Below are 22,988 nucleotides of genomic sequence, written 5' to 3'. Positions count from 1 at the left end.
GGAGTGCGAGGCAGGCGGTCGGGCGTGCGCGCGAAGGCCGGGTCAGGGGCGCGCCCGCAGATAGCCCGAGTTGGCGACCTGGCCGAGGAACTCGAAGCGGGTCTCCGTGACCATGTGCTTGTCGAAGGCCTCCTCGATGCCCGGCCACTTGGGGTGCCCGAAGTCGTCCAGCACCACGATCCCGCCCGGCGCGGCGATCTGCTCGGCCCACTCCAGGTCGGCGGCCACCCCGGCGGCCGAGTGGTCGCCGTCGACGACGATCACGCCGTAGGACCGGTCCGACACCTTCGCGCGCAGCTCGGGGTCCTCCGAGAAGCCCTGCTCGATCCGGGCGGCGGCCCCGGCCTCGCCCGCCAGGGCCAGGTTGGTGCGCACCGCGGCCATCCGGACCGGGGTCCCCGTCGGGTCGGCGCTCTCCTTGGTGCCGGGCTGGAGCTGCAGGCCGGCGAGCGGGTCGACGATGGTCAGCCGCGGGACGCGCCCGGCGCGTTCCACCATGCGGATCAGCGCCGCGCCGAACATGCCGTAGAGGGTGCCGATCTCGAGGATGTCGTCGTTCGGCGGGTCGAGCAGCGGCACCGCCGCGAGCTTGCCGCAGATGTTCAGGGTGCCGCCCGCGATACGGCCGACGCCCAGCGACTCCAGCGCCGCCAGCAGCCGGAACGCCTGCGCGAGGTTCCGTTCGGAGCCCGCCCGGTCCCCGGTCACCTCCGCCAGCTCGTCGACCGCACGGTCGAGATGCACCTGGCCCGGGAGCCGGGACACCCCGCGTCCGGTGCCGTCGAGCAGGAGTTCCAGTGGGCGCTGGCGGTTGCGCAGCTCGGCCAGTTCGCGCTTCAGCTCGGCTATCTCACGCCGTGCTCCGTCGTCGGTGCGGTTCGCCGCGGAGCGCCGGATCTGCCGCTGGATCCGCTGATCGACGAGATCGGCGATCGGGCGCAGCGTACGCCGGGCCGTCTTCGTCCTGAGGAGTGCTCGCATCGCTTACGTGACCCTCACAGATATCAGGGGAAATGCCGCCCCGTACGCGGCACCCGGGAGGAGGAGAGGCACCGCGACGTACGGACGCGGTTGCCTCCAGTTCTGTGATTCAAGGAAGGGCGGCCACCCGGTCCGCCATGGAATTCCGGCAGAACCGGCAGTGGCGGCCGCGCGGCGGAAAGGCTGCCCGCCTTTCCACCGCCCCTCTTTTCGGAACGGCCGGCGGGCCGCGACGCCCGATTCCCCGGGACGCCGGGCTCCCCGGGAGTGCTTCCGCCGGTCATTCCCGCGGCTTCGCGAGGACCGAACGCAGTCTGGGGGTGAACCGCCGCTCCACGAACCGGTTCAGCAGCCAGGCCAGCAGCAGCATCGACGCCGCCGTCAGCACGAAGGTGGCGTACGACGGGACGCCCAGCCCGCGGTGCAGGCCCTCGATGACCACCCAGCCCAGATGCTCGTGCACCAGGTAGAACGGGTACGTCAGCGCACCCGCCACGGTCAGCCACCGCCAGTTCGCCCAGTCCAGCCAGCCCAGCCCGATCGCGGCGACGGCGAGGAAGGCCAGGGTGACGACCAGGATGATGCCGTAGGCGCTGCGGTAGGAGAACTGGTCCGCCTGCCAGGGGTGCCAGTGGGTGCGGACCGCGGCGTACTGGGCGAGGCACCAGCTGACGCCGACGATGCCCCACGCGTAGGGGTCGGTGCGGTCGCGGTGCACCAGGTACAGGCCGACACCGCCGATGAAGAACGGCGCGTAGTCCGGCATCGCCAGCACTTCCAGCAGCGGCTGGTCCAGCCCGCCCGAGATCGCCACCGCCAGCGTCCAGCAGGCGCAGAACATGATCACGCGACGGCGGGTCGCGCCGGGTATGACGATGCACAGGGCGAACAGGGCGTAGAAGCGGACCTCGGCCCACAGCGTCCAGCACACCCCGAGCACCCGGTGGGCGCCGGCCGGAAGCTGCAGCATGGAGAAGTTCAGCAGCGTCTCGGTCGGGGTGACCGTCTTGAACGACAGGAACGGCAGCGCCATCACCGCCGTCACCAGTACCAGAGCCGCCCAGTAGGCGGGCAGCAGCCGGGCGGCGCGGGAGGCGAAGAAGGAGCGCAGTGAACGCCCCCAGCCGCTCATGCAGATGACGAAGCCGCTGATCACGAAGAAGACCTGGACGCCCAGACTGCCGTAGGCGAACAGGGTGTGCAGTGTGGGGAACTGGTAGCGCGGTGAGGAACCCCAGGCGCGGGTGACCTCGCCGCCCCGGCCGCCGTAGTGGTACCCCGCCACCATCAGCGCGGCCACCAACCTGAGTCCGTCCAGGGCCCGCAGCCGGGTCTCGCGGGGCTTGGCCCGCCCTGTCCCGGCGGGAGACGCGGACGACGGGACGGCAGTGCGCACCACGGTGCCCGTGGCGGCCGTCGGGGTGTCCGCGGACGTGTCGATCACAGGTTCCCCTTGACATGACTCGGTGAGGCGGTGCTCAGCGGGTGGTTGTGCACAGTAGTCCGAGAGGACGGCCGCTCCCGGGCCGCGGAGGAAGTCTTCGCGCCGCCGTCCGCGAGAGTTCACCTCGGTGTCCCGCGGACGGTCCGGACGGCGGGGAGCCGGGCGGGGGCCCGGACGGGCGGGGAGCCGGGCGCGCTCGCCGCGGCCGCGCGCCCCGGGCCCGTCGACCGCCCCGGCCCGTCGACCGCCCCGGCCGCGGTGCCGCCCCCGCCGGTCAGCGCCCCGTGGCGCGCCGCCGCAGCGAGCGGGCCCGGCGCGCCACACGGCGCACCGTCGCGTTGCGCGGGATGAACGCAAGCTGCGCCGGCACCCCGCCGGGCAGGCCCAGGGAGGTCAGCCGGCGCCGCTTGAAGTAGCGCCAGGTGTACCGGTCCAGACGCCGGGTCAGGTACTGCTCGGCGGCCGGCCGCAGCTCGGGATAGATCTTCGCCTGCATCGCGAAGCCGACCGCGCGGACCAGGGCCGTCAGCCCCTCGACGTCCGTACCGCGGCGCTGCTCGGCCACCGCCGCCGCGTCCGCCAGGTCCGGCAGCAGCGCGTCCACCACCGTCACCGGCACCCGGTTGCTGTTCTCGTACGGCGTCAGCCGCTCCAGCAGCACCCCCGTGCCGGTGCGGGCGACGGGCAGTCCGTACAGCGCCGACGCGGTGAGCAGGGCGGTGGAGAAGCAGCCGACGACGAGCGCGGGACGCATCCGCTGGTACAGCACCTCGGCGAGCACCGGAGTGTCGAACACGGTCAACTCCGCGCCCAGCCGCTCCGCCTCCCGCTCCAGCGCCCGCGACCAGCGGGCCGGGGCGGACGGGTGCGGTTTGAACACCACCCGCCGGTGGCCGAGTTCCACCGCGCCCCGCAGCATCCGCACATGCAGGTCCTCCTCCTCCTCGCCGGTGAGGATGCCCAGCGCGGACAGGTACTGGCCGAGCAGCAGGGCCGGCTCCTCGACCGCCGGCAGGCCCTCCGCGAGACCCGCGAGCCCCTCCAGCACCTTCAGGAAGGCCTCGGACGGCACCAGTTCCGGCGCCACCCCGAACTCGGTGAGCAGCAGGGGCTCCAGTCCCGGCACCAGGTCCAGGTGGAGCACCCGCCGCACCCGGGAGCCGACCAGCGGGTCGATCCTGAACCGGGTCGGGCCGTAGCTCATCAGGCCGTCCGCGTACACGTCGACCGGGGCGCCGCCGAACACCTGGCAGACCGCCAGTGCCGGATTGACCTGGATCGACTCGACCGCCAGCTCGACCCGGTCCTCACCCAGGTCCCACAGCATGCGCAGATACCGCTCCCACAGGACCTGGTCGTCGGGGCGCGGGCTCCAGCCGCTCGGGTGGAACGGGGCGACCGCCTCGTTCCAGGACAGCACGCCGTCGAAGCGGTCCCGCAGGTGCGCGAAGGCCGGCGAGGAGTCGAAGGCCGGACTCAGCTCCGGCGTCGCACTGTTGTTGGTGACCACCAGCAGCCGCCGGTCGGCCGGTGCGAAGCAGTCCGAGTCGAGGGCGGCGGCCAGGGTGGCGGCCCCGTACAGCGTCGACGCGCAGAAGATCTGCGTGGTGCGCCGCGGCCGGTCCGCCCGGCCGGAGGGGAGCGGGGCGGTCATGCGGCCGCCTCCGGGGCCGTCGACGGCCGGCGGCGCAGCCGGCGCAACTGGGTGGCGCGGGAGAGGTCCATGGAGTCCAGGGTTTCGTTGAGCAGGTGCTGCGGCATCCGGCGCAGGGCAGAGGCGCTCATCGAGCGGAGTCTGCGGGCCACATGCGGCTCGAACTTGTCGATGGTCGCCAGGTGGTGGCTGATGATGGCGCAGTAGGTGCGCACGGCCTTCGGCAGGAACCGGTCGGCTTCGGCGTCCTCGGCGGTCTCCGCCAGCACCCGGTCGAAGGAGCGGATGAAGTCGAGCTGCCGGGTGTCCCCGATCTGCGTGAGCGAGGAGGTGACGCCCCGCCGGTAGAAGACGCCGTACACGCTCGGCACGGCGAACGACCGGGCCTTGCGGTGCAACCGCCAGATCCACGGCCGGTCCTCCGCGGTGCGCAGGTCCTCCGGGAAGTGCAGCAGCCCCTCGTCGACCAGCCGGCGGTGGTAGGCGCCGGCCCAGGAGTACGGGTAGTCGACCGGCGTGGAGCGCTCCGCCGGAAGGATCACGGCGCGCGGGCTGACCACGGTGTCGCGCGGCCCGAACGGCACCCGGTGGAGGGTGCGTTCGGCACCCGTGAAGCGCACGTGGTCGGTGCGCACGAAGTCGCAGCCCAGCGACTCGATCGAGGCGAGCAGAAGGGCGAAGTAGCCGGGCGCCGCGTAGTCGTCGCCGTCCAGGAAGGTCAGGTACTCACCCCGCGCCGCGTCGATGCCGGTGTTGCGCGCCCCGGACACCCCCTTCTCGCTGCGCCGGACGAGGACCGCACCGGGAATCTCGCGCTCGGCCCGGTCGAGCAGGTCCTCGGTTCCGTCCGTCGACGCGTCGTCGACGAGAATGAACTCGATGTCCTCGCGCGCGTTGGCGCGCAGGGACTTCAGGGCGTCGGGTGCGTACGGCCGCACATTGTGAAACGGCACGATGACGGAGAGCTTGACCACGGACGTGACGTTAGACGGCAGCTCCCACCCGCGTCTTTACCGTCAGTTTGAGGAAGCGTGAACGCCGTGTGGCGAGGGAGTGAATCGGGAATTCCCAGGTCTCTTTCCGGGCCCGATTCGCTCACCGTCGATTCCCTGTTAACCCTTTGTTGCTGCCGGGTTGGGGGGAACCTAGAAAAGCCTTCCTAAGTTCTTACCCGTGCCAGCAAGTGCAACCGAGGCCCCGCGCGTGGCCGTTCTCGCGGATTCCGACACCCGGTGGAAATGGGGTGCGCTCACCGCGCAGCGCATCACCGCCCCCGACGGTGCGGCCCTCCGCCTGGACGGCTACCTGCTGCGGGGCCGCGCCACCCCGACACCCCGCCAACTGCGCGAGGTCGGCGTGCGCGCCGACTCCCTGAGCGAGGTGACCGCCGCCGAGTTCCTGCGCGCCATGGGCGAGGAGGAGCCCGGCCGGGAGCCCTACGACGTCCTCGTGCTCGCCCTGGTCGGCGGGGGTGTGCAGGCGATGCTGCACGGACTGCGGCACGTCTGGGCGGGCCGCGCCCGCCGGCCCGTGGTCGTCACGGGCTACGTCGGCGTCGTCTACGAGAAGCTCACCGACGGCCTGCTGCTGCGGCACGGCGCCGACCTCATCCTCGCCAACTCCCGTCAGGACGCCGCCCGGTTCCGCGCCGTGTACGAGGGCGTGGACGCCGGCGCCGAGTCGGTGACGGAGGTCGCCCTGCCGTTCCTCGGCGGTACGCCCTACACCGGTGAACGCGACCCGTACACGGTCGTCTTCGCCGCGCAGCCCTCCGTGCCGGACAGCCGCGCGGACCGCGCCTACCTGCTGGACCGCCTGGTGGGCCACGCCCGCCTCCACCCCGAGCGGGAGGTGCTCCTCAAGCTGCGCTCCAGGCCCGGCGAGCACACCACCCACCTCGAGGAGGTGCCCTACCAGAAGCTGGCGCAGCGGGCCGGCGCACTGCCGCCCAACCTCCACCTGGTCTACGGCAACATGGGCGAGGTCCTGGACCGCACCGACCTGCTGGTGACGGTCAGCTCCACGGCCGCCCTGGAAGCGCTGCACCGCCGCATCCCGACCGCCGTCCTCACCGACCTCGGCGTGCGCGAGGTGCTCGGCAACCACCACTTCACCGGGTCGGGCTGCCTCGCCTCCTGGGACCGGCTCGACGCCGGCCACCGGCCCGTGCCGCGGGAGGACTGGCTGGCCCGGCAGGGGGTGGCGGCCGACGGCTCGTACGCCACCGCCTTCGACGCCGCCCGCGCCCGTATCGCCGAACTGCGCGCCCGGTCCGGCGGGCTGCCGCCCCTGGACCCCTACTACACCCCGCGGACCGCCCCCGGCTACCTGCCCGGCCTCCTCGCCCGCCACCACCTCGGCCCCGACGGCGCACCGCTGCCCGGCGCCCCCGCCGGCGACCGGCGCCCCGGCCCCGTACGGCAGATCGTGCGCCGCGCCGCCCGCGGCGCCTACCGGCACGGGGTGCAGCGGGTGGCGCCCGCCATCCGGCGGATGGGGGAGCTGTGAGCGGCGCGGCCGGCCGGCGGTCCGTGAGCCGTCCCGACCCATCCGAAGGAGTGGACCCCATGTCCGAACCGCAGGCGGTCCCCGCCGCCTCGACGCGCCGGGTGCTCGCGGTGATCCCCGCCCGCGGCGGCTCCAAGGGCGTACCCGCGAAGAACCTCGCGACCGTCGGCGGCGTCCCGCTGGTGGCGCGCGCCGTCCGCGAGTGCCGCGCCGCCCCGCTGGTCACCGACGTCGTGGTCTCCACCGACGACCACGCCATCGCCGACGCCGCCCGCACGGCCGGCGCCGAGGTGGTGCTGCGGCCCGCCGACATCGCCGGGGACACCGCCACCTCCGAGGCGGCCGTGCTGCACGCTATGGACGTCCACGAGGCCCGGCACGGCGCCCCCGTGGACGTGGTGCTGCTGGTGCAGTGCACCAGCCCCTTCCTGCACCGCGAGGACGTGGACGGAGTCGCCGCCGCGGTCGCCGTCGACGGCGCGGACAGCGCGGTCACCGTGGCGCCGTTCCACGGCTTCGTCTGGCGCGACGCGGACGAGGCGGAGCCCGTGCCGGGCGGCGCCCACGACGCCGACGCCACCGGGGGGTACGGCGTCAACCACGACAAGTCCCACCGCCCGCGCCGCCAGGACCGCCCGCAGGACCTGCTGGAGACCGGCGCCGCCTACGCGATGGACGCCGCCGGGTTCCGCAAGGCCGGGCACCGCTTCTTCGGCCGCACCGCACTCGTGCGCACCGACCCCGCCCGGGTGCTGGAGATCGACGACCCGCACGACCTGGCCCGCGCCCGCGCCCTGGCCACGCTCCTCGACGCGGACCGGCCCGGAGCCCTGCCGACCGCCGAGGACATCGACGCGGTCGTGCTCGACTTCGACGGCACCCAGACCGACGACCGGGTGCTGATCGACGCCGACGGACGGGAGTTCGTCTCCGTGCACCGCGGGGACGGCCTGGGCATCGCCGCGCTGCGCCGCAGCGGCCTGCGGATGCTGATCCTGTCCACGGAGCAGAACCCGGTCGTCGCCGCCCGCGCCCGCAAGCTCCGGCTTCCGGTGCTGCACGGCGTCGACCGCAAGGACCTCGCACTCGCCCGGTGGTGCGAGGAGCAGGGCATCGCGCCGGAGCGCGTGCTCTACGTCGGCAACGACGTCAACGACCTGCCGTGCTTCGCCCTCGCCGGCTGGCCGGTCGCGGTCGCGAGCGCCCACGACGTGGTCCGCGGCGCCGCCCGCGCGGTCACCACCGCCTCCGGGGGCGACGGCGCGATCCGGGAGATCGCCGGCTGGATCCTCGGCCCCTCCCTCCAAGCGCCCGCCCGACCCCGGTCGCAGTCCCCCTCCCAGCCCCACAGCTAAGGACACCTTCCGCCATGAGCACCCACTCCCGCCTGCGTACCTTCGGCTCCCGCGAGGTCGGACCCGGCCGCCCCGTCTACGTCACCGGCGAGATCGGCATCAACCACAACGGGGACCTGGAGAACGCCTTCAGGCTCATCGACGCGGCCGCCGAAGCCGGCTGCGACGCCGTCAAGTTCCAGAAGCGCACGCCGGAGATCTGCACCCCGCGCGACCAGTGGGACATCGAGCGCGACACCCCCTGGGGCCGGATGACCTACATCGACTACCGCCACCGGGTGGAGTTCGGCGAGGAGGAGTACCGCCGGATCGACGCCCACTGCAAGGAGAAGGGCATCGCCTGGTTCGCCTCCCCGTGGGACACCGAGGCCGTCGCCTTCCTGGAGAAGTTCGACCTGCCCGCCCACAAGGTGGCCTCCGCCTCCCTGACCGACGACGAGCTGCTGCGCGAACTGCGCGCGACCGGCCGCACGGTCATCCTCTCCACCGGCATGTCGACGCCGAAGCAGATCCGCCACGCGGTCGAGGTCCTCGGCTCGGACAACATCCTCATGTGCCACGCCACCTCCACCTACCCGGCGAAGGCCGACGAGCTGAACCTCCGCGTGATCAACACGCTGGAGAAGGAGTACCCGAACGTCCCGATCGGCTACAGCGGCCACGAGACCGGCCTGCAGACCACGCTGGCCGCGGTCGCGCTGGGCGCGGCGTTCGTGGAGCGCCACATCACCCTGGACCGCGCCATGTGGGGGTCCGACCAGGCGGCGTCGGTGGAGCCGCAGGGCCTCACCCGCCTGGTGCGCGACATCCGCACCATCGAGGAGGCCCTCGGCGACGGGGTCAAGAAGGTCTACGACTCCGAGCTCGCCCCGATGAAGAAGCTCCGCCGGGTCGCCGGCGTCGTCGCCGAGGCGGAGATCGCCACGGCGGCCGGCGAGCCGGCCGCGGTGTGAGTGGTCCGCAGGTCCTCTGAGGAACGGTCGAACGCCGATGAGCCCGCGCGCCGGTCGGACCGGCACCACCCTCGCCTTCGTGGAGAGTCCGGTGCAGCTCCTGAACACCCTGGAGTGGGCGCACGCCCGCGGCGCCGGGCGGGTGCCGGCCGCGCACGCCCCGCCCGAGGGGGGTCCGGGTCCCGCACAGCGGACCCCGGACGCCCCCGGCACGGGGCTCACCCTCGTCGTCCTCGCCCCCACCGACCCGATGACCCGCGGCCAGCTGCGGCGGATGGCGGACCTGGCCCGCGACGAGGGGCACACCGTCCGCTGGGAGGAGGCGCGGGGCGGCGCGGCGGCCCCGTTCCGCACGGTCGGCGCGCTGGCCGGCCTGCTGCGGCACGCGGAGCGGGTCGTGGTGGGCGATCCGTTCTCCCGCTACGTGCAGCTACTGCTGACCATCACCCGCGCCGGTTCCCTGGTCGTCGTCGACGACGGCACCGCGACGATGGAGTTCACCGCCCAGCTCGCCCGCGGTGAGCGCCTGGTCCGCTGGCACCGCAAGGGCGGGCGCCGCGGACCGCGCGAGCTGCTGCTCGCACCGGTGTCGTCCTCCGCCCGGCGCCGTCTCACCCCGGACGCCGCCCGCCGGGTCGAGGTCTTCTCCGCCATGCCGATCGAGGAGACCCCCGAGGGGGTCGGCGTCACGGTGAACGACTTCGCCTGGACCCGGGCCCGCTTCGGCCCGCCCCGCCTCACCCGGAGCGCCGACCTGGTCGGCACCTCGCTCGTCGAGACCGGTGTCGTCGAGGCCGACCGCTATCTGGACGCCGTGCGCGCGCTGGCCGCGACCCACGGGGTCACCCGCTACTTCGCCCACCGCAGGGAGAGCACGGAGAAGCTGCACCGGCTGGCGGCGGCGACCGGACTGGAGATCGTCCGCCCGGAGCTGCCGCTGGAGCTGATCGCCCGGCGCGGCCCGATCGGCCGGACGATCCTCAGTTTCCCGTCCACCGTGGTGCACACCCTCCCCCTCGCCCTGACCGGGACCGGTGTCCGGGTGGCGGTCTGCGACATCGACCCCGCCTGGCTCACCCGGACCGCCTCACCCCGGGCCCAGGGCTTCCTGTCCGGTGTCACGGGGAGTGCCCGGGACGTGCACCGGCTGGCGGCGGTGAGCCCGGCCTGAGGACCGGACCTCGGTCGGAGAGCCGGATCTCGGCCTGAGGACCGGATCTCGGCCTGAGGACCGGACCTCGGCCTGAGGACCGGATCTCGGCCGGAGGACCGGATCTCGGCCTGAGGACCGGACCTCGGCCTGAGGACCGGACCTCGGCCGGAGAGCCGGACCTCGGCCCGAGGACCGGACGCGGCCGGGTCCGCCGCGGCGGGGCGTTCACGGGGGCGGGGTGTGGTGTTCCCCGAGACGTGGGGTCCGTCGAGACGTGGTATCCGTGAGGAAGGGAACACGATCGGCGCGTCCGCTCCCGCGTTCACCGCTCCGGGTGTGCGGCGGGCGCCGGGCGGCCAGGTCAGCGGCATGATCAGCCGGCCGGAGGGCGCAGAATTGTACCCATCCCCATGGGGTGCCATGCGTCGGACGGCCAGATTTTCTTCCCCTAACGGGTTGAAGTTTGTTGATCACGGGTCAGTTTTCCCCCTCGGCGCCCTACTCTTCAGAGGGTGAAGCAATTGATGTCGCCCCAGTCCGAGGCCGATCCGCCCGGGGACGCGGTGCTCCCCGGCACGCTGGCGGACGAGCTGCGTGCCGAGCTCGTCGCCTTCCGTCGCGACCTGCACATGCACCCCGAGCTCGGCAACCAGGAGTTCCGCACCACCGCGGCCATCAAGGCCCGGCTGGAGCAGGCCGGCCTGCTCCCGCGCGTGCTTCCCACCGGCACCGGCCTGGTCTGCGACATCGGTACCGCCCCCGGCGTACCCGGGGACGGCATGCTCGCCCTGCGCGCCGACATCGACGCCCTGCCCATCCCGGACACCAAGAGCGAGTGCCCCTACCGTTCGACCGTGCCCGACCGCGCCCACGCCTGCGGGCACGACGTGCACACCACCGTCGTCCTCGGGGCCGGTCTGGTGCTCGCCGAACTGCACCGGCAGGGCCGGCTGCCCCGGCCGGTGCGGCTGCTGTTCCAGCCCGCCGAGGAGGTGCTGCCCGGCGGCGCCACCGAGGCGATCACCGGCGGGGCGCTCGAAGGGGTGCGCCGGATCATCGCCGTGCACTGCGACCCGAGGGTCGACGCCGGCCGGATCGGGCTGCGCACCGGCGCGATCACCTCGGCCTGCGACCGTCTGGAGATCTCCCTGGACGGTCCGGGCGGCCACACCGCCCGCCCGCACCTCACCACCGACCTGGTCACCGCCGCCGCCCGGGTCGCCACCGACGTGCCCGCTCTCGTCGGCCGCCGCGTCGACACCCGGGCCGGACTGGCGGTGACCTGGGGGCGGATCGAGTCCGGGCACGCCCCCAACGTCGTCCCGCAGCACGCGGAGCTGTCCGGCACCGTCCGCTGCCTGGACCTCGAGACCTGGCGGCAGGCGCCGGACCTGGTCGTCGCGGCCATCGACGAGGTCGCCAACCTGCACCGGGCCAAGTCCGAGATCAACTACGTGCGCGGGGTGCCGCCCGTCGTCAACGACCCGGCCGTCACCGAGCTGCTGCACGACGCGATGACCGTCCGGCGGGGCGCCGACGCGGTGGAGGGCACCGAGCAGAGCCTCGGCGGCGAGGACTTCTCCTGGTACCTGGAGCACGTGCCCGGGGCGATGGCACGGCTCGGCGTCCGCACCCCCGGCGAGCGCACGGTCCGTGATCTGCACCAGGGCGACTTCGACGCCGACGAGCACGCGATCACCGCCGGCGTGGAGCTGTTCACCGCCGCCGCGCTGCTCGACGCAGTGGGCTGAGCAGCGGCTTCGCCCGTCCGGGGCGGGGGAGCGGTGAGTGCCGCTTCCCCGTGCCGCGCAAGAGGCCCGTAAGCCAATCGTGCATACGCGGCGACGCTCGGCGAGCGGCGGCAGAGTCTGAGTTCAGACGCTGTTTGCCTCGAATCGATAACGGCTTCGGAAGAGGTCTCTTTCCGACATCTACGCGCGTTACGATGCCGCGAAGCCGACGCCGCCAGTGGCGTCCGGCCTCGGGTACCGGCACCGGTGCCCGCAACAAGGCGCCGACAAGGCGCTCAGGTCAGGTGAAGGAGCCTCCCGTGCGCCGGGTAGCAAAGCTTTCTGCTGCGTGCATCGCATCCGCAGCTCTCGCACTGTCTGCCACCGCCTGTGGCAGCACCTCCTCCGAGAAGTCCGGCTCGTCCTCGTCCTCGGGCGACACCCAGGGCGAAGGCGTCAAGATCGGCCTCGCCTTCGACGTCGGCGGCCGTGGCGACCGTTCCTTCAACGACTCCGCCGCGCGCGGTGCCGACAAGGCGAAGGAAGAGTTCGGCGGTTCGATCAAGGAGCTGACCGCCAAGACCTCGGACACCGAGGCCGACCGCGAGCAGCGCCTCACGGACCTCGCCCAGGCCGGCTACAACCCGATCATCGGTGTCGGCTACGCCTACGCCACCTCGATGGGCAAGGTGGCCGCCAAGTACCCCAAGACCAGCTTCGGCATCGTGGACTCGGTGGTCGACGCCAACAACGTCGACAGCATCACCTTCACCGAGGAGCAGGGCTCCTACCTGGCCGGCGTCGCCGCGGCGCTGAAGACCAAGAAGGACCACGTCGGCTTCATCGGCGGCGTCGACGTCCCGCTGATCAAGAAGTTCGAGGCGGGCTACGTCCAGGGCGTCAAGGACACCAACCCGAAGATCAAGGTCGACGTCCAGTACCTGAGCCACGGCTCCGACACCTCCGGTTTCGCCAGCCCCGACAAGGGCAAGGCGGCCGCCAAGGGCATGCTGGACAAGGGCGCCGACGTGATCTACTCGGCGGCCGGCTCCTCCGGCAACGGCTCCATCGAGGCCGTCAGCGCGGTGAACGGCGCCTGGGCGATCGGCGTTGACTCGGACCAGTACAACATCCCCGGTCTGGCCAAGTACAAGGACTCGATCCTGACCTCCGTGGTCAAGAACGTCGACGTCGGCGTGTACGACTTCATCAAGTCCGTCCACGACGGCAAGCCGCTGACCGGCACCAACACCTACTCGCTCGCCAAGGGCGGCGTGTCGCTGGCCACCAGCGGCGGCTTCATCGACGACATCAAGCCGCAGCTCGACGCTGCCAAGCAGAAGATCGTCTCCGGCGAGATCAAGGTCAAGACCACTCCGTGACCTGACCGGTCCGACCGGACCCGGGCTCGACGAGGGGCCCGCTCAGCAGCCCCTCGTCGAGCCATAACAATGTGTCAACTCTACGCGTGTAGCATGGAGTTGCCGCGCTAGCGTCGCCGACGCCTGCCTCCCCTACGCAGCCCTTTTCCCCGAGGAGAGTGCGCCATCAACGCGTCCAGCCCTCCCGCTGCCGTCGAACTGCGCGGCATCACCAAGCGTTTCCCCGGTGTCGTGGCCAACAAGGACATCGACATCACCGTCCGCTCGGGCACCGTCCACGCCCTCTGCGGTGAGAACGGCGCCGGCAAGTCCACCCTGATGAAGATCCTCTACGGCATGCAGCAGCCGGACGAGGGCACCATCACGGTGAACGGCGAGCGGGTCACCTTCCACACCCCCGCCGACGCCATCGCCCGCGGAATCGGCATGGTGCACCAGCACTTCATGCTCGCGGACAACCTCACCGTCCTGGAGAACGTCGTCCTCGGCGCGGAGAAGCTGTACGGCATCGGCGCCAAGGCGCGCGCCAAGGTCAAGGAGCTCTCCGACGCCTACGGGCTGAACGTCCGGCCCGACGTCCTCATGGAGCAGCTCGGCGTCGCCGACCGCCAGCGCGTGGAGATCCTCAAGGTCCTCTACCGCGGCGCCAAGACGCTCATCCTCGACGAGCCGACCGCCGTGCTGGTGCCCCAGGAGGTCGACGCCCTCTTCGACAACCTGCGCGAGCTGAAGTCCGAGGGCCTCACCGTCATCTTCATCTCCCACAAGCTGGGCGAGGTGCTCTCCGTCGCCGACGAGATCACCGTCATCCGGCGCGGCACCACCGTCGGCACGGTCGAGCCGGAATCCACCACCACCAAGCAGCTCGCCGAGCTGATGGTGGGCAGCGAGCTGCCCACCCCGGAGACCGAGGAGTCCACCGTCACGGCCGTCCCGCTGCTGGAGGTCGAGGGGCTGCACCTGGCCCGGACCGACCTCGACGGCGTCGAGCGGGTCATCCTCGACCAGATCTCGCTGACCATCCACAAGGGCGAGGTCCTCGGCATCGCCGGCGTGGAGGGCAACGGCCAGTCCGAACTGGTCGAGACGATCATCGGCATGCGCAACCCCGACGCCGGTGTCGTCACCCTCGACGGCACCGACATCTCCCGCCTGCACACCCGCCGGCGCCGCGAGTCCGGCATCGGCTACATCCCCGAGGACCGCCACCGCCACGGCCTGCTCCTGGAAGCGCCGCTGTGGGAGAACCGCATGCTCGGCCACGTCACCGAGCGGCCCAACTCGCGCGCCGGGCTCCTCGACATCAAGGCCGCCCGCGCCGACACCGAGCACATCGTCGAGGCCTACGACGTCCGCACGCCCGGCATCGACGTGACCGCCGCCTCGCTGTCCGGCGGCAACCAGCAGAAGCTGATCGTCGGCCGCGAGATGAGCCACACGCCGAAGCTGCTCATCGCCGCCCACCCCACCCGCGGTGTCGACGTCGGCGCCCAGGCCGCCATCTGGGACCACATCCGCGAGGCCCGCCGCGAAGGCCTGGCCGTGCTGCTCATCTCCGCCGACCTCGACGAGCTGATCGGACTCTCCGACACTCTGCGGGTGATGTACCGGGGGCGCCTGGTCGCCGACGCGGACCCCGCCACCATCACCCCCGAGGAGCTGGGTTCCGCCATGACGGGCGCCGCCTCCGGCCACCTGGAGCACCCTAAGGACGACGACCGATGAAGAAGCTGACCGCACGGATCGACAAGGAGCGGCTGCTCCTCGGCCTCGCCGCGCCGCTGCTCGCGCTCGTCGCCGCGGCCGTCGTCACCACCCTGGTGATCCTGGCCACCGGCAAGAACCCGGGCCCCGCCTACAGCGACATGCTGTCCTACGGCTCCGCCAGCGACAGCCAGGTCTACATCCTGAACAAGGCGACGACCTACTACCTGGCGGGCGTCTCGGTGGCCATCGGCTTCCGCATGAACCTGTTCAACATCGGTGTCGACGGCCAGTACCGGCTCGCCGCGTTCATCGCCGCCGTGCTCGGCGGCGCGCTGGCCGCCCCCGGCTGGATCGCCGTCCCGCTGATCATCCTGTGCGCCATGGCGACCGGTGCCATGTGGGCGGCCATCGCCGGCATCCTCAAGGTGACGCGCGGGGTCAGCGAGGTCATCTCGACGATCATGCTGAACTCGATCGCCACCGCGATCATCGCCTACCTGCTCCAGCCGTCCCGGCTCGGCCATCTCGACCCGGCGGGCACGCTGGTGTCCACCAGGCCGCTGCCCCACGCGGCCTACCTGCCGAACTTCGACGCGGGCCCGGCCGGCCAGGTCAACAGCCTGGTCGTGCTCGCCGTGCTGGTCGGCGTGGCCTACTGGTTCACGCTCGGCCGGACCCGCTTCGGCTACGACCTGCGGGCCGTCGGCCAGTCCGAGACGGCCGCGGCGGCCAGCGGGGTCAGCGTCAAGAAGATGGTCGCCACCAGCATGATCCTCTCCGGTGCGGTGGCCGGTCTGATCGGCATGCCCACGCTGCTGAACGAGAGCCACCAGTTCGACAACAGCTTCCCGGCCGGCATCGGCTTCACCGGTATCGCCATCGCACTGCTCGGCCGCAACAACCCGGTCGGCATCGCGCTCGGCGCCCTGCTGTGGGGCTTCCTGGAGCGCACCACCAACCACATGGAGTTCGAGGGCTACGACAAGGAGATCCTCGGCGTGATCCAGGGCGTCATCGTCCTCAGCGTCGTGATCGCCTACGAGGTCGTCCGCCGCTACGGCCTCAAGCGCCAGCAGCAGCGGGTCGGCGCCGAACTCGCCGCCCAGGCCGCCCCGACCGAGAAGCAGGAGGTGGCGTGATGACTGCCACGACGACCGACACGCCGCCGCCCGCGGCGCCCCAGAAGAACGGCGGAGGCAAGCCCTCGGGCCGCTCCCTCGGCCAGATCCTCATGATCGTCGCCGGTGGGCTGGCGCTGGTGGCCGCCGTCCGCCTCATCACCGGCGCCAACCAGCTCACCTCCGCCGGACAGGTCAACGCGGCCCTGAGCCTCGCCGTGCCGATCGGCCTCGCCGGCCTCGCGGGCCTGTGGTCCGAGCGCTCCGGTGTGATCAACATCGGCCTCGAGGGCATGATGATCCTCGGCACCTTCGGCGCCGGCTGGATCGGCTGGCAGAGCAGCCCCTGGCTCGGCCTGCTGTGCGGCATCGGCTTCGGCGTCCTCGGCGGCCTGATCCACGCCGTCGCCACCGTCACCTTCGGCGTCGACCACATCGTCTCCGGCGTCGCGGTCAACCTGCTCGCGCTCGGCGCCACCCAGTACCTCGCGAAGATCTTCTTCGCGGGCGGCAGCGCCGCCGCGGCGGGCGGCAACCCCAAGCAGTCGCCGCCCTCGGACTCCCTGGAACGCTTCGACGTGCCCGGCCTCTCCGACGCCCTCGGGTCGATCGAGAAGCACCACTGGTTCTTCGTCTCCGACCTCGCCGGCATCCTCGGCGGCCTGGTCACCAACGTGTCGGTGGTGACCGTCCTCGCCGCCGTGCTGTTCGTCGCGAGCTGGTGGATCCTGTGGCGCACCCCGTTCGGACTGCGGCTGCGCTCCTGCGGCGAGAACCCGACGGCCGCGGAGTCCCTCGGCGTCAACGTCTACAAGTACAAGTACCTCGCGGTGTCCATCTCCGGCGGTCTCGCCGGACTCGGCGGCGCCTTCCTCGCCCTGGTCACCTCGCACATCTACCTGGAGGGCCAGACCGGCGGACGCGGCTTCATCGGCCTCGCGGCCATGATCTTCGGCAACTGGCGGCCGGGCGGTCTGGCGATGGGCGCGGGCCTGTTCGGCTACTCCGACGCGCTCCAGCTGCGCAACGGCGGCCCCACGGTGCACGCCCTGCTGCTCGCGCTGGTGGTCCTGCTCGCGCTGCTCGGCGGCTGGAAGCTGTACCGCAAGGCGCACTGGCAGGCCGGGATCAGCTTCATGGTCGGCGCGCTCGTGCTGGTCTGGTACGTGTTCACGGACGAGGTGCCCAGCGACTTCGTCGGCGCCACGCCGTACGTCGTCACGCTGCTGGTCCTGTCGCTGTCCGCGCAGCGGCTGCGGATCCCCAAGGCGATCGGCATGCGCTACCGGAAGGGCCAGGGCAAGTGACCCCGCCCGCCGAGGCCGACTGGGAGCGGCTGCGCAAGGCGGCCCGGGAGGCGATGAGCCGCGCGTACGCCCCCTACTCGGGCTACCCGGTCGGTGTCGCCGCCCTGGTCGACGACGGCCGCACGGTCACCGGCTGCAACGTCGAGAACGCCTCCTACGGTCTCAGCCTGTGCGCCGAGTGCGGACTGGTCTCCCAGCTGCAGAACACCGGCGGCGGCCGCCTGACGCACTTCGTCTGCGTCGACGGCAACGGCCGGAGCCTGGTCCCGTGCGGCCGCTGCCGGCAGCTGCTGTACGAGTTCGGCGGCCCCGACCTGCTGCTGGAGACCCCGGCGGGCATCCTGCCGCTGTCCCGGATGCTGCCGCAGGCCTTCGGCCCGGACCATCTCGCCCAGTAGTACCCGTACGGCCCCTTCGAACCGCGTGTCCGCGCGAAGGGGCCGTGCTCTTTCCCACTCACCCGACATGACCGGCATGTTCGGCACATCCGGCACCATCGGAAGGAACGCCATGGCCATGGACGCCATCTCCGTCATCCGCACCAAGCGGGACCGCGGTGAGCTCAGCGACGCGCAGATCGACTGGGTCATCGACGCGTACACCCGCGGCGAGGTCGCCGACGAGCAGATGTCCTCGCTGGCGATGGCGATCCTGCTCAACGGCATGGACCGACGGGAGATCGCCCGCTGGACCGCCGCGATGATCGCTTCGGGCGAGCGGATGGACTTCTCCTCCCTGTCCCGCCCGACCGCCGACAAGCACTCCACCGGCGGCGTCGGCGACAAGATCACGCTGCCGCTGGCCCCGCTGGTGGCCGCCTGCGGCGCGGCCGTCCCGCAGCTCTCCGGCCGCGGACTCGGCCACACCGGCGGCACGCTGGACAAGCTGGAGTCGATCCCCGGCTGGCGGGCGCTGCTCTCCAACGAGGAGATGCTGTCCGTGCTGGACGGCGTCGGCGCGGTGATCTGCGCGGCGGGCGACGGCCTGGCCCCCGCGGACAAGAAGCTGTACGCCCTGCGCGACGTGACCGGCACCGTGGAGGCCATCCCGCTGATCGCCTCCTCCATCATGTCGAAGAAGATCGCCGAGGGCACCGGCTCCCTGGTGCTCGACGTGAAGGTGGGCACCGGCGCCTTCATGAAGACCATGGAGGACGCCCGCGAACTGGCCGCCACGATGGTGGGCCTCGGCACCGACCACGGCGTGCGGACGGTGGCTCTGCTGACCGACATGTCCACCCCCCTGGGGTTGACCGCGGGCAACGCCCTGGAGGTCCGCGAGTCGGTGGAGGTGCTGGCGGGCGGCGGCCCGGCGGACGTGGTGGAACTGACCGTCGCGCTGGCCCGCGAGATGCTCGACGCGGCCGGGATCAAGGACGCCGACCCGGCGAAGGCCCTGGCCGACGGCTCGGCGATGGACGTCTGGCGCCGCATGATCGCCGCCCAGGGCGGCGACCCGGACGCCCCGCTGCCCACCTCCCGCGAGCAGCACGTGGTGACCGCCCCCGCGACCGGCGTGCTGACCCGCCTCGACGCCTACGGCATCGGCGTCGCCGCCTGGCGGCTGGGCGCCGGACGCGCCCGCAAGGAGGACCCGGTGCAGGCCGGGGCGGGCGTGGAGATGCACGCCAAGCCCGGCGACACGGTGACCGAGGGCCAGCCGCTGCTGACCCTGCACACGGACACCCCGGAGCGCTTCGACTACGCCCTGCAGGCCGTCGAGGGCTCCTTCGACGTCGCCGCCCCGGGCGCCGCCTTCACGCCGACCCCGGTCGTGCGGGAGCGCATCGCCTGACCCGGGGCTTCCCGGGGGCGAACGGGATCTGCGGACCGCCGCCGATCCCGTTCGGCGCACCGGGACCGCGGGCGCGGCAGAGTCCCCGCAGCCCGCGATGAGTTGCGGCGCACCCCCGGGTCTACCGGTCGTGGACGCGACGACACCGCCCGTACTCACCCTCTCCGGACCCGCTGCTACCGGCGCCGAGGCGGTGGAACTGTGCGAGCAGGTGCGCCTGCTGCTGGAACGGACCGGCGCCGGGGTCGTCGTCTGCGAGGTGGGCGGACTGGGACCACCGGGTCCGGCGGCCGTCGACCTGCTGGCCCGGCTCGCCCTCGCCGCGCGCCGAGCCGGGGGCCGGATCCGCTTCCGGGGCGCCGACCGGGCGCTACGCGTCCTGCTCGCCCTCGTCGGGCTGCCCCTCGCCGAGCTGGAGGGGCAGCCCGAACAGCGGGAACCACCGCTCGGTGTCCAGGAAGCAGTGGAACCCGGTGATCCGCCCCTCTGACGTCTCCAGCACCTGCACCGCCCACGCGGTGAACCCGCCCGTCTCCGGGTCCGGCTTGTAGTGGGCGAACCCCGGCAGGCCGTTCGCCCGGACCGGCTTCAGGCGGGACCGCGCACAGGAGGCGCCGAGAGTGGTCATGAAGCCGGTGATGTCGGCCGGACCGGTCAGCCACAGATCGAACGGCGGCATCGTCATGACCGCGTCCTCGTGCAGCAGGGCCGTCAGAGCCGCCATGTCGTACCCCTCGAAGGCCGCCACATAGCGGTCCAGCAGCTTCTGCTGCTCCTCGTCCAGCGGGTCGGAGACGGCCGCGTCGGCGCCCGGCTCCGTGCGCTCGGCGAGGGTCGCGCGGGCCCGCTGCAGGGCACTGTTGACGGACGCCACCGAGGTGCCGAGCAGTTCGGCGACCTCGGCGGCCCTCCAGGCCAGCACCTCCCGGAGGATCAGCACCGCCCGCTGCTTCGGCGGCAGCCGCTGCAGGGCGGCCATGAACGCCAGCCGCACCGACTCCCTGGCGACGGCCGCCTCGGCCGGGTCCAGCTCCGCCGGCAGCACCCGCGCATCCGGCACGGGCTCCAGCCAGGTGTGGTCCGGGCGCGGCGAGAGCGCGGCCCGCGCCAGCGGCGTCGACTCCGTCAGGTCCATCGGTCTGGCCCGCTTGTTGCCCGCGGCGAGCATGTCCAGGCACACGTTGGTCGCGATCCGGTACAGCCACGACCTCAGGCTGGAACGGCCCTCGAAGCCGTCGTGACCCCGCCAGGCGCGGACCAGGGTGTCCTGCACCGCGTCCTCCGCCTCGAAGGAGGAACCGAGCATGCGGTAGCAGTACCCGGTCAGCTCCACGCGGTGCTGCTCCAGCCTGGAGTCCAGGTCCGTCGCCGTGCTCTCGCCCATCTCGTCCACCCGCCCCTGTGACCACCCGGCCCCGTGCCTGTCGCGCCGGCACTTCGGAAGCTACCCCAGGGCACTGACAACCGCCCGTGGAGAGAGGGCGGGGCGCTCCGGCGGTGAGCTGCGGCCCCGCCGGAGCGGCCGGGGCGGGGCCCGCGGGCCCGGGCCTGCGGCCGCCGACCGCGCCGGGGCGGGTCAGCAGGCGGCCACCGGGGACCGCCGCGCCGCGACCCGCGCCGCGCGGGTGCCCAGCGCGGTGATGGTGACGACGCCCAGCACGGCCAGCAGTCCGATGCCCACCGTCCCGGCCCAGCCGCCCGCGTGGAAGGCGACCGCCCCGACGGTGCTGCCCGCGCTGGAGCCCACGTAGTACGCCGACTGGTACAGCGCGGCCGCCTGCGCCCGCCCGGTCGTCGCGGTCCTGCCGACCGCCGAGGACGCCACCGCGTGCCCGGCGAAGAAACCGGCCGTGACCAGCACCAGCCCGAGCAGCACCAGCGGCAGCGAGCCGGCCAGGGACACCAGCAGCCCGGCGGCCGTCGCGCCGCCGGCCAGGTACAGCGCGCCGCGCCGGCCGAGGCGTCCCACCAGGCGGCCCGCCGCCGACGCCGAGACCGTCCCCACCAGGTACACCAGGAAGATCGAGCCGACGACGCCCTGCGGCAGGCCGAACGGCGCCCCGGTCAGCCGGTAGCCGATCACGGTGTAGACGCCGCCGAACACCGTCATGAACAGCGCGCCGATCGCGAACAGCCGGCGCAGCAGCGGATCGGCGAGGTGACCGCGGACGGTGCGGGCCAGCACCCGCGGGCGCAGCGAGCCGGGGCGGAAGTGGCGCGGCACCGGCAGCAGCAGCCGGAACGCCACCGCGCAGGCCACGGCGATCAGCCCGACCACCCCGACGGCGACCCGCCAGCCGCAGAGCTGCGCGACCCAGCCGGTGATCACCCGGCCGCTCATCCCGCCCACGCTGTTGCCCGCCACGAACAGTCCGATCGCCGTGACCAGCGCCCTCGGGCGGACCTCCTCCGCCAGGTAGGCGGTCGCCGAGGCCGGCAGCCCGGCCAGCGCCGCGCCCTGCACCGCCCGCAGCGCCACCAGCGCGCCCAGCGAGGGCGCGAACGGGACCAGCAGCCCCACACAGACCGCGACGGCCAGCGAGGCCGTCATGACCGCACGCCGTCCGAAACGCTCCGACAGGGCGCTCATCGGCAGCACGAAGAGCGCCAGCCCGCCCGTCGCGGCCGCCACCGTCCAGCTCGCCTCGCTCGCCGCGACCCCGAACTCGGCGGAGATCAGCGGCAGCAGCGCCTGGGTGGAGTACAGCAGGGCGAAGGTGGCGACTCCGGCGAGGAAGAGGGCCAGGCTCATCCGGCGGTAGCCGGGCCCGCCGGGAGACATCCGGGTGTCGGCGGCAGCGGGGGTGGGGATGCGAACGGGGGCGGGGGCGGGCACGGCGGTGGCGGCGCCCACGGTGGTGGACGCCCCGGTACTGGCGGGATTCATGCCTCGACGCTATGCGGGCCGTTCCTCATCCGTCCAATGCACGGAACGGCCATAATCGTTCCCATGGTGCATCAATCCAGGTCACAGAAGCGCCTGTCACGGTCCGGTGACACGGAGGACATGGTGACGTCGCTGGCTCCACGGCTGGCGTACTTCGCCGGCGTCGCCCGCACCGAGCACGTCACCCGGGCCGCGCAGGAGATGGGCGTCCCCCAGTCGACCCTCTCCCGGTCCCTGGTCCGGCTCGAACAGGACCTGGGTGTCGACCTGTTCGCCCGTCGCGGCCGCACCCTCGCGCTCACCCCGGCCGGCCGCGCCTTCCTCACCTCCGTCGAGCGCGCCCTGGCCGACCTGCGGCGCGCCGCCGAGGAGGTCCGCGCCGACGCCGATCCGGCCACCGGCAAGGTCGCCTTCGGCTTCCTGCACACCCTGGGCGCCGAGACCGTTCCCGGGCTGCTCCAGGCCTTCCGCGCCGACCATCCCCGGATCCGCTTCAGCCTCGTCCAGAACTACGGCGAGGCCATGCTGGAGGGGTTGCGCGCCGGCGACCTCGACCTCTGCCTGACCTCGCCGGTCCCCGACGCGCCCGATCTGGTCGCCCGCCGGCTCGACGAGCAGAAGCTGCGGCTGGTCGTGCCCGCCGACCACCGGCTCGCCGGCCGCCGCCGGATCCGCCTCGCCGAGGCCGCCGACGACACCTTCGTCACCCTGGAACCGGGCTACGGGCTGCGCCGCATCACCGACGACCTGTGCCGGGAGGCGGGCTTCTCGCCCCGCGTCGCCTTCGAGGGCGAGGAGGCCGAGACGCTGCGGGGACTGGTCGCGGCGGGCCTCGGGGTGGCGCTGCTGCCGCCCCCCGCCGTACCCCGCCCGGGCGTCGTGGAGCTGACGGTGACCGCCCCGCGGGCGATCCGCGAGATCGGTGTGGCGTGGCGGGCGTACCAGCCGGACACCCCGCCGGTGGCCGAGTTCAGGAGGTTCCTGCTGTCCCGACGCGGGAAGCTGCTGGCCTGAC

The 22,988-nt window shown here is 72.8% G+C and carries 19 protein-coding genes; 13 read left to right on the top strand and 6 right to left on the bottom strand.

Annotation, left to right across the window (positions count from 1 at the left end; translation table 11 throughout):
* Positions 1–42 precede the first annotated feature (42 nt).
* The 4 genes from ACL02U_RS10445 to ACL02U_RS10430 form a co-directional block, all read right to left on the bottom strand.
* Positions 43–981: a class I SAM-dependent methyltransferase gene (locus ACL02U_RS10445; protein ID WP_412790423.1), complete on the bottom strand. Its 939-nt coding sequence runs from the start codon at positions 979–981 to the stop codon at positions 43–45.
* Between the two features lie 280 nt (positions 982–1,261).
* Positions 1,262–2,425: an acyltransferase family protein gene (locus ACL02U_RS10440; protein WP_412790422.1), complete on the bottom strand. Its 1,164-nt coding sequence runs from the start codon at positions 2,423–2,425 to the stop codon at positions 1,262–1,264.
* A 274-nt stretch (positions 2,426–2,699) separates the two neighbouring features.
* Positions 2,700–4,079: an alpha-2,8-polysialyltransferase family protein gene (locus ACL02U_RS10435; RefSeq protein WP_412790421.1), complete on the bottom strand. Its 1,380-nt coding sequence runs from the start codon at positions 4,077–4,079 to the stop codon at positions 2,700–2,702.
* Entirely contained in the window at positions 4,076–5,053 is a 978-nt protein-coding gene (locus ACL02U_RS10430; protein WP_412790420.1) for a glycosyltransferase family 2 protein, read from the bottom strand. Before ACL02U_RS10430 ends, ACL02U_RS10435 begins: the two co-directional genes overlap by 4 nt.
* 199 nt (positions 5,054–5,252) lie before the next feature.
* On the opposite strand from ACL02U_RS10430, the gene ACL02U_RS10425 reads away from it, so the two are divergent.
* The 12 genes from ACL02U_RS10425 to ACL02U_RS10370 all read left to right on the top strand — a co-directional run bounded on the left by ACL02U_RS10425 (position 5,253) and on the right by ACL02U_RS10370 (position 19,576).
* Positions 5,253–6,587 carry a DUF6716 putative glycosyltransferase gene (locus tag ACL02U_RS10425; protein WP_412790419.1) on the top strand — a complete coding sequence of 445 codons (1,335 nt, stop codon included), beginning with the start codon at positions 5,253–5,255 and terminating at the stop codon, positions 6,585–6,587.
* 59 nt (positions 6,588–6,646) lie between these two features.
* On the top strand, positions 6,647–7,942 hold the full coding sequence (locus ACL02U_RS10420) for a cytidylyltransferase domain-containing protein (RefSeq protein WP_412790418.1): 1,296 nt from the start codon (positions 6,647–6,649) through the stop codon (positions 7,940–7,942).
* Between the two features lie 14 nt (positions 7,943–7,956).
* A complete protein-coding gene (locus ACL02U_RS10415; protein WP_412790417.1) occupies positions 7,957–8,895 on the top strand; it encodes an N-acetylneuraminate synthase family protein in 939 nt (312 codons plus the stop codon).
* Positions 8,896–8,932: 37 nt separating this feature from the next.
* Positions 8,933–10,066, top strand: a complete 1,134-nt coding sequence (locus tag ACL02U_RS10410) for a hypothetical protein (RefSeq protein ID WP_412790416.1) — start codon at positions 8,933–8,935, stop codon at positions 10,064–10,066.
* Between the two features lie 506 nt (positions 10,067–10,572).
* A complete protein-coding gene (locus tag ACL02U_RS10405) occupies positions 10,573–11,799 on the top strand; it encodes a M20 family metallopeptidase (protein ID WP_412790507.1) in 1,227 nt (408 codons plus the stop codon).
* Positions 11,800–12,098: 299 nt separating this feature from the next.
* Complete coding sequence (locus tag ACL02U_RS10400) at positions 12,099–13,160, top strand: BMP family lipoprotein (RefSeq protein ID WP_412790415.1); 1,062 nt, start codon at positions 12,099–12,101, stop codon at positions 13,158–13,160.
* A 198-nt stretch (positions 13,161–13,358) separates the two neighbouring features.
* The gene (locus ACL02U_RS10395; protein ID WP_412790506.1) at positions 13,359–14,885 is read left to right on the top strand and encodes an ABC transporter ATP-binding protein; all 1,527 of its coding nucleotides are present in this window, start codon (positions 13,359–13,361) and stop codon (positions 14,883–14,885) included.
* Positions 14,882–16,006: an ABC transporter permease gene (locus ACL02U_RS10390; protein WP_412790414.1), complete on the top strand. Its 1,125-nt coding sequence runs from the start codon at positions 14,882–14,884 to the stop codon at positions 16,004–16,006. Before ACL02U_RS10395 ends, ACL02U_RS10390 begins: the two co-directional genes overlap by 4 nt.
* Positions 16,006–17,292 carry an ABC transporter permease gene (locus tag ACL02U_RS10385; RefSeq protein WP_412790413.1) on the top strand — a complete coding sequence of 429 codons (1,287 nt, stop codon included), beginning with the start codon at positions 16,006–16,008 and terminating at the stop codon, positions 17,290–17,292. The genes ACL02U_RS10390 and ACL02U_RS10385 overlap by 1 nt, the downstream gene beginning before the upstream one ends.
* On the top strand, positions 17,289–17,690 hold the full coding sequence (locus ACL02U_RS10380) for a cytidine deaminase (protein ID WP_412790412.1): 402 nt from the start codon (positions 17,289–17,291) through the stop codon (positions 17,688–17,690). The genes ACL02U_RS10385 and ACL02U_RS10380 overlap by 4 nt, the downstream gene beginning before the upstream one ends.
* Positions 17,691–17,802: 112 nt before the next feature.
* Positions 17,803–19,086, top strand: coding sequence for a thymidine phosphorylase (locus tag ACL02U_RS10375; RefSeq protein WP_412790505.1), 1,284 nt, complete (start codon positions 17,803–17,805; stop codon positions 19,084–19,086).
* Positions 19,087–19,183: 97 nt separating this feature from the next.
* Positions 19,184–19,576, top strand: coding sequence for an STAS domain-containing protein (locus ACL02U_RS10370; RefSeq protein WP_412790411.1), 393 nt, complete (start codon positions 19,184–19,186; stop codon positions 19,574–19,576).
* Here ACL02U_RS10370 and ACL02U_RS10365 read toward each other — a convergent pair.
* Together ACL02U_RS10365 and ACL02U_RS10360 are read right to left on the bottom strand one after the other, a co-directional pair.
* Positions 19,457–20,470, bottom strand: coding sequence for a sigma-70 family RNA polymerase sigma factor (locus ACL02U_RS10365; RefSeq protein ID WP_412790410.1), 1,014 nt, complete (start codon positions 20,468–20,470; stop codon positions 19,457–19,459). The two genes, ACL02U_RS10370 and ACL02U_RS10365, sit on opposite strands and share 120 nt — an antisense overlap.
* Positions 20,471–20,662: 192 nt before the next feature.
* Positions 20,663–21,973, bottom strand: coding sequence for an MFS transporter (locus tag ACL02U_RS10360; RefSeq protein ID WP_412790409.1), 1,311 nt, complete (start codon positions 21,971–21,973; stop codon positions 20,663–20,665).
* A 63-nt stretch (positions 21,974–22,036) separates the two neighbouring features.
* Between ACL02U_RS10360 and ACL02U_RS10355 the strand changes: the two genes are divergently transcribed.
* Positions 22,037–22,987, top strand: a complete 951-nt coding sequence (locus ACL02U_RS10355) for a LysR family transcriptional regulator (RefSeq protein WP_412790408.1) — start codon at positions 22,037–22,039, stop codon at positions 22,985–22,987.
* Position 22,988: the final 1 nt, after the last annotated feature.

Origin of the sequence: Streptomyces sp. MS06, from assembly GCF_047200655.1 — a bacterium.
In the GTDB taxonomy this organism is placed as follows: Bacteria; Actinomycetota; Actinomycetes; order Streptomycetales; family Streptomycetaceae; genus Streptomyces.
This window is presented reverse-complemented; position numbering and strand designations above follow the sequence as displayed.

Excerpts from the sequence above, each read along its gene's own strand:
- ACL02U_RS10445 (WP_412790423.1), bottom strand. The coding sequence starts at position 981 with ATGCGAGCACTCCTCAGGACGAAGACGGCCCGGCGTACGCTGCGCCCG.
- ACL02U_RS10435 (WP_412790421.1), bottom strand. The coding sequence starts at position 4,079 with ATGACCGCCCCGCTCCCCTCCGGCCGGGCGGACCGGCCGCGGCGCACC.
- ACL02U_RS10420 (WP_412790418.1), top strand. The coding sequence starts at position 6,647 with ATGTCCGAACCGCAGGCGGTCCCCGCCGCCTCGACGCGCCGGGTGCTC.
- ACL02U_RS10415 (WP_412790417.1), top strand. The coding sequence starts at position 7,957 with ATGAGCACCCACTCCCGCCTGCGTACCTTCGGCTCCCGCGAGGTCGGA.
- ACL02U_RS10410 (WP_412790416.1), top strand. The coding sequence starts at position 8,933 with ATGAGCCCGCGCGCCGGTCGGACCGGCACCACCCTCGCCTTCGTGGAG.
- ACL02U_RS10405 (WP_412790507.1), top strand. The coding sequence starts at position 10,573 with ATGTCGCCCCAGTCCGAGGCCGATCCGCCCGGGGACGCGGTGCTCCCC.
- ACL02U_RS10390 (WP_412790414.1), top strand. The coding sequence starts at position 14,882 with ATGAAGAAGCTGACCGCACGGATCGACAAGGAGCGGCTGCTCCTCGGC.
- ACL02U_RS10385 (WP_412790413.1), top strand. The coding sequence starts at position 16,006 with ATGACTGCCACGACGACCGACACGCCGCCGCCCGCGGCGCCCCAGAAG.
- ACL02U_RS10375 (WP_412790505.1), top strand. The coding sequence starts at position 17,803 with ATGGCCATGGACGCCATCTCCGTCATCCGCACCAAGCGGGACCGCGGT.
- ACL02U_RS10370 (WP_412790411.1), top strand. The coding sequence starts at position 19,184 with ATGAGTTGCGGCGCACCCCCGGGTCTACCGGTCGTGGACGCGACGACA.
- ACL02U_RS10365 (WP_412790410.1), bottom strand. The coding sequence starts at position 20,470 with ATGGGCGAGAGCACGGCGACGGACCTGGACTCCAGGCTGGAGCAGCAC.
- ACL02U_RS10360 (WP_412790409.1), bottom strand. The coding sequence starts at position 21,973 with ATGAATCCCGCCAGTACCGGGGCGTCCACCACCGTGGGCGCCGCCACC.
- ACL02U_RS10355 (WP_412790408.1), top strand. The coding sequence starts at position 22,037 with ATGGTGCATCAATCCAGGTCACAGAAGCGCCTGTCACGGTCCGGTGAC.